The sequence below is a fragment of the Kitasatospora sp. NPDC054939 genome (assembly GCF_053610105.1).
Genome location: NZ_JBSGXP010000052.1, coordinates 38,359 through 50,154, shown reverse-complemented (window position 1 = coordinate 50,154; position 11,796 = coordinate 38,359). Strand labels below are relative to the sequence as shown.

Below are 11,796 nucleotides of genomic sequence, written 5' to 3'. Positions count from 1 at the left end.
GGGGGCGTGTGGGGGGGGGGCGCGCGGCGGCGAGGCGATGCAGGCGGGGGGGGCGGGCCGGGGTGCCCTCTGGGGGGGGGGGGGGTGGGGGCGCGGGGGCCCGGCGGAGCCCGGGGGGGCGCTGGGCGGGGGCGACGGCGGGTGCGGAGGCGCGCGGGGCGCAGGTGGCGGCGGTCAGGGCGGCGACCGCGGCGGCGGGCGCCGCGGCGAGCGGGCTGTCGGCGGTCGCGGCGGCGGGTACGGCGATGCCGAGCAGCAGCAGTCCGGCGGCCGGGGCCCGGTGCGGCCGGGGCCGTCCGGAGCGGCGGTGGGCGAGGGCGGCGGCGAGGGCCGCCACCGCGCCGAGCGCCACGGCGGTGCACCAGGACCAGTCGGGCGCGGCGCCGTCCGCGGGGGTGAGGCCGGCCCCGAGCACGGCGCCGGCCGCCGCCGCGGCCAGCGCCGTGACCGCCGTGGGGTGCTCCCCCGCGGATGCGCCGGCCCGCTGCCGCGGGTGCCCGCTCACGGCCGGACGGTGGCGCCGGCGGTGGCCGCCTCGGCGAGTTCGGCGAGGCCGGCGAACTCGTCGGTCCGGTCCGGCTCGTCCGCGCCGAGGAACATGTCGGCCTCCTCGGCGAGCACCTCCAGCACGCGGTCCAGGTGGGCGTCGGTGTGGGTGGCCATGAAGCTGAGCCGCAGCCGCGGGGAGGCGGCGGGCGGGACGACCGGGTTGGTGTACACCCCGCGCTCGATCAGCCGGCGCCAGAGCAGCAGGGTCTCCACGACACCGCGGGTGCGCAGCGGGATGACCGGGGTGGCGCTGAGGCCGGGGTCGATGCCGAGGGCGGCGAGGCCGGCCCGGATCCGGTCGGCGTTCTGCTGGGCGCGTTCGGCGCGCCAGGGCTCCTCGCGCAGGATCCGCAGCGCGGCGAGCGCGGAGGCCGCGCTCGCCGGGGTCGCGGAGGCGCTGAAGATCAGGCTGCGGGCGTGGTGCTTGAGGTAGTGGATGACGTCCTCGTCGCCGAGGACGGCGCCGCCGAGGGAGGCGAGCGACTTGCTGAAGGTGACGGTGATCAGGTCGACCTGCCCGGTGAGCCCGAAGTGGGCGCAGGTGCCGCGGCCCTGGGCGAGCACGCCGAGGCCGTGGGCGTCGTCGACGACCAGGCGGGCCTCGTGGCGGCGGCAGACCTCGACGATCTCGGGCAGGGCGCAGAGGTCGCCCTCCATGGAGTAGACGCCGTCGACCACGACCAGCCGGCCGGCCTGGTCGGGGACGGCCGCGAGGGCCCGGTCGAGGGCGCCGGCGTCGTTGTGCCGGAAGCGGCGGAGCCGGGCGGCGCTGAGCCGGCCGCCGTCGACGATGGAGGCGTGCGCGTCGCGGTCGGCGAGGACCACGTCGCCGCGGCCGGCCAGGGCGTCGATCGCGCCGAGGTTGGCCTGGTAGCCGGTGGAGATGACGAGGGCGGCGGGCTTGCCGTAGTAGTCGGCGAGTTCGCGCTCCAGCTCCTCGTGCAGGGCCAGGTTGCCGTTGAGGAAGCGGGAGCCGGTGCAGGAGGTGCCGTACCGGTCGAGGGCGTCGGCCGCGGCCTTCTTGACGCGGGGGTCGGAGGTGAGTCCGAGGTAGTTGTTGGAGCCGCACATGACCAGCTCGCGGTCGCCGAGGGTGACCGTGGTGCCCTCGTTGCCGGTCAGCGGCAGGAAGTACGGGTAGAGCCCGGCCGCCATGGCGTCGCGGGCCGCTCGGTAGGCCGAGATTCTGGAGAATATGTCCACCGGGAATTCCCTCGAATTCAATGGGGCGGTTTCTTCGGCGTACGGCTCCCGGGGTGCCGGGCCGCGCGATTCCGGACGCGGGCACGACAGAATTGCCGAGGAATGCCGGACCGTGGACGGACGGCCGGTTTCGGCGGTGCGACAGGGAGCCCTAGGGCCGGCGGAGCAGCGCGCCGTCGCGCGGCCCGGCCGGACGGCCATGTCTGCGATGCCGGGTGGCGCCGACGGCCGGAGGCTCCGGTCGTGACGGGCACATGCCCGGTGAAAGTCGTGAGTTGACGATGTGTCAGTAGGAGGGACGGGGCTTCCGGCACCCGTCCTGACATCGCCGAATCCGCAGGTCCTGCATGATCCCCCGTAGATGTCGAACAGCGTTCCCCCCGGCCCGGGCAATTCCCGGAGCCGCTCTTTCGATCATCGTGCACTTGAATCTTGCGGCGGTCGTCCGGGGGCTTCCGCGATGCCGTCACCGAATTCGACCGAGGAAACGTAAGCACGGTGGATTCCGAACTGTCAACTGTCTTCAGTTTCCGGCGCGTTGCGATTTCCGGAGCCCTCCGGTGCCTTCCCGGTGGTCTGCTAGGCTGAGTCCGACCGTCTGGACGGTCTGTGACATGGAGAGATGGGGCATGACCGGTGCGTGATCGTCTGCTCGACGCCGTCGAGCGCCTGTTGGTCCGGGACGGCATCGAGGCGGTGCGGCTGGACGCCGTCGCCGTCGAGGCCGGCGTCAGCAAGGGCGGGCTGCTGCATCACTTCCCGAACAAGCAGGCGCTGGTGCGGGGCGTGGTGGAGCGGCTGGCCGACCGGTTCGAGGCGGTCCTGCCCGGGCCCGGCTCGGCGCCCGGGTCGTACGCCCTGGCGTGGCTGGAGGCGAGCATCCCGGAGCAGTCGCCGACCGGTGACACCAGCGGGGCCGACCAGGTGCCGCTGGCGCTGCTCGCCGCCGCCGGCGGGCCCGAGGTGCTGGACGTCCTGCGCAGCCGGTACGACCGCTGGCAGGCGCGGCTGGTCGACGACGGGCTGGACCCGGCCGTCGCCACGCTGGTCCGGATGGCCGTCGACGGCTGGTGGTCGGCCCGGCTGATGGACCTCAGCCCGCCGCACGACGGGCTGCACCGCTCGCTGCGCGCCCTGCTCGTCCAGCTGGTCGAGGACAGAACGTAGTCGGACATCGGTGCGCGGGGGACCGCGCCGTGAACCGGGGGGACCCACGGCATGAGCGCATATCTGCTGGTCGGAGCGGCCATCGTGGCCGAGGTGACGGCGACCCTGGCCCTGCGGGCCTCGCACGGGCTGACCAGGCTCGGGCCCGGCATCGTCGTGGCCGTCGGCTACGCGGCGGCCTTCGTCCTGCTCGCGCAGGCCCTCAAATCGCTGAACGTGGGGCCGGTGTACGCGGTCTGGTCCGGCCTCGGCACGGTCGGGGCGCTGGTCGGCGGGGTGGTCGCGTTCGGCGAGCCGCTCAAGCCGGCCTCGGTGGCCGGGGCGGCCCTGGTGGTGGCGGGGGTCGCCGTGCTCTACCTCGGCGGGGGGATGAACCACGAGTGACCGGGTGCCGCGACGCCCGCGCGCCCGGAGGACGGAGGAGCGAGATGCACACCGTACCCGCCGGGAGCCGGGTCCTGCGGTTCACCAAGGCGTCGATGGTCGTCACCGACATCGGCTTCCTGGTCTACTGGGCCGTCACCCTGCTCGCGCTGGTCCCGGCCCAGTACGCGTACAAGGACTACGACAACCCGGTGCTCAGCGACTGGAACTACTCGTTCGTCCTGCTGGACGTCCTGGCGAGCGTCACCGGGCTGACCGCGCTGCGGCTGCACCGCCGCGGCGGGATCGGCCGGGCCCGCCCGCTGATGCTGGTCTCGCTCGCGCTGACCAGCACCGCGGGGCTGCAGGCGGTGGCGTTCTGGGCGCTGCGCGGGGACTTCTCGCCGAGCTGGTGGCTGCCGAACCTGTTCCTGCTGCTCTTCCCACTGCCCGGGATGGTGCACCTCGCCCGCCGGATGGCCGCCGAGGAGCGGCCCGGCCCGCGGTAGCGGGGGCGCGGGCAGCCGGCCTGGGGATCGGGCGTGGGCAGGCGGCGTGGGGAGCCGGCTACTCCCACTCCCAGCGGATGCCGACGTGCCCAGGCTGCTGGTCCGGCGCGAGGACGTGCGCGCTCGCCGAGGCGCCGATCCACAGCTGCTCGCGGTGGCGGTCGACGTCCTCGCCCGGCGCGCGGTCGTAGCGCTCGCAGTGGACCGGGATCGCCGCCGGGTCGAAGTGCACCTGGAGCACGTACTCGCGCACCGGGATGGCGAAGCGGCGGCTGTACTCCATCGTCTCGGCGCCGCCCGAGGGGATCTCCACCTCGTACTCGAAGACCGTGCTGTCGCCGAGCCCGAGCGGGCGGTCCAGCATGATCTCGCCGACGATCAGCCCGGCCTCCGGGCGGCGGCGGACCCGGGCGAGCCGGCCGTGCCGCACCGAGGTGATCTCGGGGCAGCCGGTGGCCTCCTCGTCGGCCTTGTGCACGACCAGGCAGCGGGTGACGCCGTTCACGGTGGCGCGCACCACCTGGCGCATCCGCAGCAGGTTGCCGCGGCGGTCGGCGTCCACGTAGTAGGCGTCGTGGATGCTGAGCCGCTCCAGCTCGCCGGCGGGCGGGGCGTCGAGTTCGGCGAAGACCTCGGCGATCTCCTGCTCGCCCGGCCAGACGTCCTCCAGCCGCAGGTGGCAGGTGGTGGCGTTGGCGGCCCAGCGGCCCCGCGGGCGGGGCGGGCCCAGCAGCGAGGAGAGCGTGCTGTGGGGCAGGGCGAGGATCTCCTCCAGCAGGTGGACGGCGCGCAGCGAACTGGCCCGCTCCGGCTGGCTGCGGCCCCGGCGCCAGTAACTCAGCGTCGTGACACTGACCCTGACGCCCCGTTGGGCGAGCGCGGCACGGATCCGGTCCAGGCTGAGGCCGCTGGCCTCGATCGCCAGGTGCAGGGTGTCGGCGAAGCCGCCGGTCGGGGAGGGACGGCCGGCGGAGGGGCTGAGCGAGGGTACGGGCATGGGCGGACTCGGGCGCTGATCGGCGGACTGCGCCGTCAGCGGCCTGATCGAGTTGTGGGGAACCCTGTGCACGGTCGAGAGGCTACGTCATCGGTCCTGCGTACGACAGTGGTCACGCGAGGTGATCCTGCGCGTGCGAGATCATGAAACGGTTCGGAAACATATCGTCCGAACCGGGAGGGAAGGGACGGGGGTAAGCTCGGCGGCAGTCGATGGGAGAGCGATGAGCAGCCAGGCAGACCCCCGGGACCCGCGCCCGCTGATCGGCGAACCGCTCGCCCTCGACCTGCTGAACACCCGCTGGGCCGGCACCCCGCTCAACGACCTGCTCGCCGACCCCGGGGGCTACGCCGTCTGGCTGTCCTCGGCCGGCCTCGCGGACCGCTGCCCGGCGGACGCGGCCGGGCTGGCCGCCGTCCGGCAGGCCCGCGAGGCGGTGGCCGCGGCGGTGCGGGAGCTCGCCGAGCAGCCCGGGCCCGGGGAGGCCGTCCGGGCCGGGCTCGACGAGGTGCTGCGGCACGGGCGCATCCGGCGCGAGGCCGGGCCGGCCGGACCGGTGGACCGCGTCGAGGTGGACGGGCCGCCGTGGCTGGCCGCCTGGCTGGCGGTCGACGACTACCTGGACCTGCTCCGGCAGGGCGCGCACCGGATCAAGAAGTGCGCCAACCACGCCTGCATCCTGCACTTCTTCGACACCTCGCAGAACGGCCGCCGCCGCTGGTGCTCGATGGCCACCTGCGGCAACCGGGCCAAGGCGGCCCGGCACTACGCGCGGGCCAGGGCGTAGCCGGGAGCCGTACGGGCCGAACCGCAGGCTCCCGGTCGCACTCACTCCGCGGGGGCGCCCAGCCACTCGGTGAGCGCCGCCCGCAGCTCGCCGCGCCCCGGGTCGACCGCGGCCCAGGCGGCGTGGCCGTCCGGGCGGACCAGCAGCACGGTGTCCCGCAGCTTGCCGTGCGGGTCGGCGGGGGCCGCGGTGACCAGCCGGTCGGCCCAGGGCTCGGCGGCGGCCGGCTCGTCATTGCTGACCAGGACGAACCGCCCGCTGCGCAGCGCCTCGTAGAGCCGCTCGGGGGCGGCCGGCTCGCCCGCGCGGGGCCGCTCCAGGCCGGTGAGCCGCAGGTCGGGCACCCGGCGGCCGACCAGCGGGTGGGCGTCCTTGGGGGCGGGGTAGCGGATGCCGATGCCGGAGAGCGTGCGGGCGCCCCGGGCGGCGACCGGGTCGAGGTGGTCGGCGAGGGCGGTGAGCCCGGAGCGCAGCACCCGGGCCGGCGCGGACTGCGCGAGTGCGAGCCGCACGAGTGCGCCGGAGCTGCGCAGCACGGCCCGGCCGACCGGGTGGCGCTCGGTCTGGTAGGTGTCGAGCAGGGCGTCGCCGGCCCGGCCGCGGAGGGTCGCGGCGAGCTTCCAGGAGAGGTTGGCGGCGTCCTGCAGGCCGGTGTTCATGCCCTGGCCGCCGGCCGGGGAGTGGCAGTGGGCCGCGTCGCCGGCCAGGAAGACCCGGCCGGAGCGGTAGTTGGGGGCCTGGCGCTCGTCGCTGTGGAAGGTGGAGGTCCAGCGGGCGTCGTGCAGGCCGTAGTCCTCGCCGAGGGCGCGGCGGGCGATGTCGGCGATCCGCTCGACGGACGGCGTGCTGCCGTCGGGGGTGCGGCTGTGGCGGTCCCAGGCGATGACCCGGTACCAGTCGTCGCCGAACGGGGCCAGGAAGGCGAAGCCGTCCTCGCCGGCGCCGACGGTGACCGCCTCGTCGGGCGCCCGGGTGAGCCGGACGTCCGCCAGCAGCACCGAGTTGACGACGGACTCGCCGGGGAACGGGATGCCCAGCAGGTCGCGGACGGTGGAGTGGACGCCGTCGGTGCCGACCGCGTACCGGGCGCGGTGGACGGCGGTGCCGCCCTCGCCGCGGGTCTCCACGGTGACGCCCTCGGCGTCCTGGCGCAGCCCGGTCACCTCGGTGCCGCGCAGCAGGGTCGCCCCCGCCTTCAGCGCGCGCTCCTGGAGCAGCCGTTCGGTGTGGTACTGCGGGGTGATCAGGACGAACGGGAAGCGGGTCGGGAGGTGGCCGAGGTCCACCCGCAGGCGGTTGAACAGCCGCAGCGAGGAGAGCGTGCGGCCGGTGGCGATGAGGTCGTCGGCGAGGCCCCGGGCGTCCAGCAGCTCCAGGGTGCGGGCGTGCACGGCGAAGGCCCGGGTGAGGTTCGACTCGCCGCCGCGCTTCTCCAGGACCGTGACCCGGACCCCGGCGGCGGCCAGGTCGCCGGCCAGCAGCAGCCCGGTCGGTCCGGCGCCGACGATCAGGACGTCGGTGCCGTTCTGCTTCGCGGTCATGTGTCATCTCCCGGTGGTCGGACGTTGGTTGGGCGCTGGTGGGAGCCGCCTTCCGGTCTCCATCATCGCCGGACCGCGGGGAGCTGTGAATCTCCGGGCCCCGGCTCGGTCGCAAGTCGGGGCCCGGAGGGGTGCGGGATCAGCTGTGGCGGCGGATCTCCACGGTGCGGAACCGGTTGGCGACGAACGCGCCGTCGCAGTACGCCGCGTTGGCGGCCGGGTTGGCGCCGGTGCCGTGCAGGTCGGAGAAGGCGGCGGTCTGGTTGGCGTACACCCCGCCGGTGAGGTTGAAGGAGAGCGAGACGCCGCTGTCCAGGGCGGCCTGCACCAGCGCCTCCTCGACCTCGGCCGAGGTGGTGTAGGCGGCGGCGGTCATCGCGCCCTGCGCCCGGGTGGTGCTGCGCAGCAGTTCGACGGCGGCCGGGGTGGACTCGACGGCGACCGCGAAGGAGACCGGGCCGAAGCACTCGCTGTTGAAGACCGCCCGGTCGTCCGGCTTGTCGGCGTCCAGCTTGACCAGCGCGGGGGTGCGGATGACCGCGGCCGGGAACTCCGCCGAGGCCACCACCCGCGGGGCCAGGGCCAGTTCGCCGTACTCGCCGTCGGCGGCCTGGGCGCTGCGCTGCAGCACCCCGGGGTTGACCACGGCGCCGAGGACGGCCGCGGCGCGGGTGTCGTCCGCGAGCAGGCCCTCGACGGCGGCGGCGAGGTCGCCGACCACCTGGTCGTAGGACTTGCCGCCCTGGTCGGTGTCGATACCGGTGCGCGGGATCAGCAGGTTCTGCGGGGTGGTGCACATCTGGCCGCTGTAGAGGGAGAGCGAGAAGGCCAGGTTGTTCAGCATGCCCTTGTAGTCGTCGGTGGAGTCGACGACGACGGTGTTCACGCCGGCCTTCTCGGTGTACACCTCGGCCTGGCGGGCGTTCTCCTCCAGCCAGTCGCCGAAGGCGGTCGAGCCGGTGTAGTCGATCAGCTTGATCTCGGGGCGGACGGCCAGCACCTTGGCGACCGCGCCGCCCTCGTGCTCGGCGGCCAGGCAGACGGTGTTCGGGTCGAAGCCGGACTCGGCGAGCACCTCGCGGGCGATCCGGACGGTCAGCGCGAGCGGCAGGACGGCGCGCGGGTGCGGCTTGACGAGCACCGGGTTGCCGGTGGCCAGCGAGGCGAACAGGCCCGGGTAGCCGTTCCAGGTCGGGAAGGTGTTGCAGCCGATGAGCAGGGCCAGGCCGCGCGGGACGACGGTGAACTCCTTGGTCATCACCAGCGGGTCGCGCTTGCCCTGCGGCTTGGTCCAGCCCGCCGACTGCGGCAGCCGGGTCTGCTCGGCGTACGCGTAGGCGACGGCCTCCAGCCCGCGGTCCTGGGCGTGCGGGCCGCCGGCCTGGAAGGCCATGCCGTACGCCTGGCCGGTGGTGTGCATGACGGCGTGCGCGAACTCGTGCGAGCGGGCGTTGATCCGGGCGAGGATCTCCAGGCAGACCGCGGCGCGGACCTGCGGGCCGGCCGCGGCCCAGGCCGGGCGGGCCGCGGCCAGGGCGGCGATCAGGGCGTCCGGCCCGGCGTGCGGGTAGCCGATGCCCAGTTCGAGGCCGTACGGGGAGGTCTCGCCGCCGACCAGGTCGCCGTCGGCGGGGTGGCCGTCGAGGGCGAACGGCTCGTTCAGCAGCGCCTCGAAGGCGGCCTTGCCGTCCGCGGCGCCGCTCTCCCCGTACGCCTTGGGGAACTCGGGGTAGGGCGACCAGTAGTCGCGCTTGGCGGCGGCGTCGAGCGCGGCGTCGAGGGTGGCCTGGTGGCGTTCGACCAGCTCGGCGACGAGGGGGTGGGTGACCGCTGCGGACATGTGTGCGCTCCTCAGAGGGGAGGACGGGACACGTCACAGAGTAACCGAACGATCGGTCGGCTCAAGGGGGCGGCGGCAAACGAATCGGGGCGCGTCCGGATCGGACACGCCCCGTTCGGTCGGCCGGCCCGCCGGCCGCGGGGTCTACGGGATGCCCAGCTCGAAGATCACGTACCCGGCGTACCAGCCGGAGGCGACCGCCCCGAAGCCCAGCACCGCGGCCAGCACCGGCAGGGACAGCTTGCGCATCGCCACCGCGAGTGCGATGAGCAGCGGGAAGGCCGGCAGCAGGTAGCGCGAGGTGTTGCCGAAGATGCCGAGGCTGCCGAGCACCGAGACGATGGTCGCCAGCGTGTACGCGACCAGCACCAGCGGCGGGCGCAGCCGGACCATCAGCACGATCAGCACCGGCAGCGACAGCACGATCAGGGTGGAGAACAGGTCGGCGATCGGGTACGCGAAGGGGTAGTCGGTGCGGCCGAGCAGCACGCCCCGGACGGCGTTCCAGGTGCCCTGGCCCCAGTCGAAGTAGTGCAGCCACGCGTCCCGCTGGAGCCGGAAGTAGCCGCCCCACTCGCCCATCCGCCAGCCCACCCAGCCGACGTAGCCGAGCAGGCCGACCGGGGCCAGGGACATCGCGGCCAGCGGCCGGGCGATCCCGCTCTCCCGCCGGTACAGCTCGACGATCGCGGCCAGGCCGACGGCGCCGATCAGGGCGGCCGCGGTGGGCCGGTTGAGCCCGGCGACCAGGGTGATCGCCCCGGCCGCGACCCACTGCTTGGTCATCACGCAGTAGCAGGCCCAGGAGGCGAGCGCGACGAAGGTGGAGTCCGAGTAGATCGCCCACTCGGCGCCGGAGCCGGGCGCGATGGCCCAGAGCCCGGCCGCGATCACGCCCGCGCGCGGCCCGGCCATCCGCTCGACCACGGCGTAGATGCCGGCCGCGGCGAACAGCGAGCCGACCACCGAGACCAGCATCCCGGCGCCGTACAGGCCGAGGCCGGTGACGTCCGAGACCAGCCGCATCAGGCCGGGGTACAGCGGGAAGAACGCGGCCGAGTTCTGCTCGATGGTGAAGCCGGGCACGCCGTTCGGGACGGGCACCAGCGCCGGGTGGTAGCCGAACTGGGCGACCTGCTGGTACCACCAGCCGTCCCAGCTGGCCAGGACGTCCCACGGCTGCGCCCCGCCGCCGAAGCGCGGGTGCTTCTCCAGGTAGTCGCCGGAGAAGGAGAGCAGCTTCATGAAGACCGTGAAGCCGACGAGCTTCAGCACGGCGTAGCACCAGACCGCGGGGCCGAAGCGCAGCGCCAGCGCCCGGGCGGACTCCTTCCAGCCGCCGACGGCGGTGGTGTCCCGCTCCGTGTCGGTGTGCTGTTCGGAGGCGTTGGAGGCCACGGCCGGTGTTGTGCTCATCAGACTGGACCCCACCCTGCTCCTGCGGACGATCGTCCGGTCGAGTCTAGGCCCTGGGTTCTGGTCCGTACCAAGGGTCGGTTCCGGGGTCCGCCCCGGGGTCGGTCCCGGGTCCGTCCCCGGGTCCGGACGCCGCCGGCGCCGTCCGCTGGGCGGACCCGATCGCGTCCGGCCGGGCCGCGCCGGGGATACTCGGGGGATGGCCGATCACACCACGCGCACCGCCTACACCGTGGAGTCACTGCTCGCGGTGACCGTCGACGTCTTCAACGAGCGCGGCTACGACGGCACCTCCATGGAGGACCTGTCGCGGGCGGCCGGCATCTCCAAGTCGTCCATCTACCACCACGTGCGCGGCAAGGAGGAGCTGCTGCGGCTGGCGGTCGGCCGGGCGCTGGACGGCCTGTTCGGCATCCTCGCCGAGCCCGGTGCGGTGGAGGGCCCGGCGGTGGAGCGGCTCGAGCACGTGGTGCGGCGCACCGCCGAGGTGCTGCTCGCCGAGCTTCCGTACGTCACCCTGCTGCTGCGGGTGCGCGGCAACACGGCCACCGAGCAGTGGGCGCTGGAGCGCCGCCGGGAGTTCGACCACCAGGTGGCCGAGCTGCTGCGGGCCGCCGTCGCGGACGGCTCGCTGCGCGCGGACGTCGAGCCGCGGCTGGCCACCCGGCTGCTCTTCGGCATGATCAACTCGATCGTCGAGTGGTACCGGCCCGGCCTCAAGGCCGCCGACGGCGTCGCGGACGCGGTGGTCCACCTGGCCTTCGACGGCCTGCGGGCGCGCCGGGCCTGACACCCGGACCCGACCGCCGGACGGCTCAGTCCGGCGGCACCTGGTCCATCTCCTCGAACACCAGCATCGTCCGGGTGCCCAGCACGTCCGGGATGGACTGGATGCTGCCCAGCACCAGGTCGCGCAGGGCGTGGTTGTCGGCGGTGTGCACCAGCAGCAGGACGTCGTAGTCGCCGCCCACCAGGGCGATGTGGGCCACCCCGGGCAGCGCCAGCAGACGTTCGCGCACACTCCGCCAGGAGTTCTGGACGATCTTCAACGTGATGTACGCCGAGGCGCCCTGCCCGGCCTTCTCGTGGTCCACGCGGGCGGTGAAGCCGCGGATGACGCCGTCCTCGACCATCCTGGATATCCGGGCGTACGCATTGGCCCGGGACACGTGCACCCGCTCGGCCACCGAGCGGATCGAGGCCCGGCCGTCCTGCTGCAGCAGCCGCAGGATCGACCGGTCGACGCGGTCGAGTCTGGACATCTGTTCAGCCGACATGACCCCCCACCCTCGTTGATTGGACGCACTGACTCCAGCAGACCGCCGACCCGGCCGATTGTCCACCACCTTGTCACGCTTCTGGTCAAGATGAACAGACGACCGAACAATCGGTAGGGAGCCCCCGCCACCCCTGGAGGTGCCCCG

At 74.2% G+C, this 11,796-nt stretch carries 11 protein-coding genes and 1 pseudogene; 5 read left to right on the top strand and 7 right to left on the bottom strand.

Translation table 11 applies throughout. The features are described from left to right. Positions 1 to 505 (bottom strand): annotated as a pseudogene (locus ACWGB8_RS17185) (hypothetical protein); the annotation flags it as partial. Further along, a complete protein-coding gene (locus ACWGB8_RS17180; RefSeq protein ID WP_452214310.1) occupies positions 502 to 1,752 on the bottom strand; it encodes an aminotransferase class I/II-fold pyridoxal phosphate-dependent enzyme in 1,251 nt (416 codons plus the stop codon). The pseudogene ACWGB8_RS17185 and the gene ACWGB8_RS17180, both read right to left, overlap by 4 nt. Positions 1,753 to 2,388: 636 nt before the next feature. On the opposite strand from ACWGB8_RS17180, the gene ACWGB8_RS17175 reads away from it, so the two are divergent. The 3 genes from ACWGB8_RS17175 to ACWGB8_RS17165 are packed head-to-tail and all read left to right on the top strand — an operon-like array spanning position 2,389 to position 3,791. After that, positions 2,389 to 2,919, top strand: a complete 531-nt coding sequence (locus ACWGB8_RS17175) for a TetR/AcrR family transcriptional regulator (RefSeq protein ID WP_452214309.1) — start codon at positions 2,389 to 2,391, stop codon at positions 2,917 to 2,919. Between the two features lie 51 nt (positions 2,920 to 2,970). Then, positions 2,971 to 3,303 (top strand): DMT family transporter, encoded by a 333-nt coding sequence (locus ACWGB8_RS17170; RefSeq protein ID WP_452214308.1) that lies wholly within the window; start codon positions 2,971 to 2,973, stop codon positions 3,301 to 3,303. 44 nt (positions 3,304 to 3,347) lie between these two features. Next, entirely contained in the window at positions 3,348 to 3,791 is a 444-nt protein-coding gene (locus tag ACWGB8_RS17165; RefSeq protein ID WP_452214307.1) for a DUF5360 family protein, read from the top strand. Positions 3,792 to 3,849: 58 nt separating this feature from the next. Here the strand turns inward: ACWGB8_RS17165 and ACWGB8_RS17160 are convergent, their stop codons facing one another. Further along, entirely contained in the window at positions 3,850 to 4,788 is a 939-nt protein-coding gene (locus ACWGB8_RS17160; protein WP_452214306.1) for a hypothetical protein, read from the bottom strand. A gap of 223 nt (positions 4,789 to 5,011) precedes the next feature. Here ACWGB8_RS17160 and ACWGB8_RS17155 point away from each other — a divergent pair, with 223 nt between their 5' ends. Then, the gene (locus ACWGB8_RS17155) at positions 5,012 to 5,575 is read left to right on the top strand and encodes a CGNR zinc finger domain-containing protein (protein WP_452214305.1); all 564 of its coding nucleotides are present in this window, start codon (positions 5,012 to 5,014) and stop codon (positions 5,573 to 5,575) included. Between the two features lie 41 nt (positions 5,576 to 5,616). Here ACWGB8_RS17155 and ACWGB8_RS17150 read toward each other — a convergent pair whose 3' ends face one another. The 3 genes from ACWGB8_RS17150 to ACWGB8_RS17140 all read right to left on the bottom strand — a co-directional run bounded on the left by ACWGB8_RS17150 (position 5,617) and on the right by ACWGB8_RS17140 (position 10,372). Continuing rightward, entirely contained in the window at positions 5,617 to 7,116 is a 1,500-nt protein-coding gene (locus ACWGB8_RS17150; protein WP_452214304.1) for an FAD-dependent monooxygenase, read from the bottom strand. Positions 7,117 to 7,255: 139 nt separating this feature from the next. After that, entirely contained in the window at positions 7,256 to 8,956 is a 1,701-nt protein-coding gene (gene paaN, locus ACWGB8_RS17145) for a phenylacetic acid degradation protein PaaN (RefSeq protein ID WP_452214303.1), read from the bottom strand. Between the two features lie 144 nt (positions 8,957 to 9,100). After that, positions 9,101 to 10,372, bottom strand: coding sequence for a hypothetical protein (locus ACWGB8_RS17140; protein WP_452214302.1), 1,272 nt, complete (start codon positions 10,370 to 10,372; stop codon positions 9,101 to 9,103). A gap of 199 nt (positions 10,373 to 10,571) precedes the next feature. Here ACWGB8_RS17140 and ACWGB8_RS17135 point away from each other — a divergent pair, with 199 nt between their 5' ends. After that, entirely contained in the window at positions 10,572 to 11,162 is a 591-nt protein-coding gene (locus ACWGB8_RS17135) for a TetR/AcrR family transcriptional regulator (RefSeq protein ID WP_452214301.1), read from the top strand. Positions 11,163 to 11,187: 25 nt separating this feature from the next. On the opposite strand, the gene ACWGB8_RS17130 is transcribed toward ACWGB8_RS17135, so the two are convergent. Next, the gene (locus ACWGB8_RS17130; RefSeq protein WP_452214300.1) at positions 11,188 to 11,634 is read right to left on the bottom strand and encodes an Lrp/AsnC family transcriptional regulator; all 447 of its coding nucleotides are present in this window, start codon (positions 11,632 to 11,634) and stop codon (positions 11,188 to 11,190) included. Between the last annotated feature and the right edge of the window lie 162 nt (positions 11,635 to 11,796).

What these genes read in the sequence shown, in the direction of transcription:
- ACWGB8_RS17155 (WP_452214305.1), top strand. Translation starts at nt 5,012, where the DNA reads ATGAGCAGCCAGGCAGACCCCCGGGACCCGCGCCCGCTGATCGGCGAA.
- paaN (WP_452214303.1), bottom strand. Translation starts at nt 8,956, where the DNA reads ATGTCCGCAGCGGTCACCCACCCCCTCGTCGCCGAGCTGGTCGAACGC.
- ACWGB8_RS17170 (WP_452214308.1), top strand. Translation starts at nt 2,971, where the DNA reads ATGAGCGCATATCTGCTGGTCGGAGCGGCCATCGTGGCCGAGGTGACG.
- ACWGB8_RS17160 (WP_452214306.1), bottom strand. Translation starts at nt 4,788, where the DNA reads ATGCCCGTACCCTCGCTCAGCCCCTCCGCCGGCCGTCCCTCCCCGACC.
- ACWGB8_RS17150 (WP_452214304.1), bottom strand. Translation starts at nt 7,116, where the DNA reads ATGACCGCGAAGCAGAACGGCACCGACGTCCTGATCGTCGGCGCCGGA.
- ACWGB8_RS17130 (WP_452214300.1), bottom strand. Translation starts at nt 11,634, where the DNA reads ATGTCCAGACTCGACCGCGTCGACCGGTCGATCCTGCGGCTGCTGCAG.
- ACWGB8_RS17140 (WP_452214302.1), bottom strand. Translation starts at nt 10,372, where the DNA reads ATGAGCACAACACCGGCCGTGGCCTCCAACGCCTCCGAACAGCACACC.
- ACWGB8_RS17165 (WP_452214307.1), top strand. Translation starts at nt 3,348, where the DNA reads ATGCACACCGTACCCGCCGGGAGCCGGGTCCTGCGGTTCACCAAGGCG.
- ACWGB8_RS17135 (WP_452214301.1), top strand. Translation starts at nt 10,572, where the DNA reads ATGGCCGATCACACCACGCGCACCGCCTACACCGTGGAGTCACTGCTC.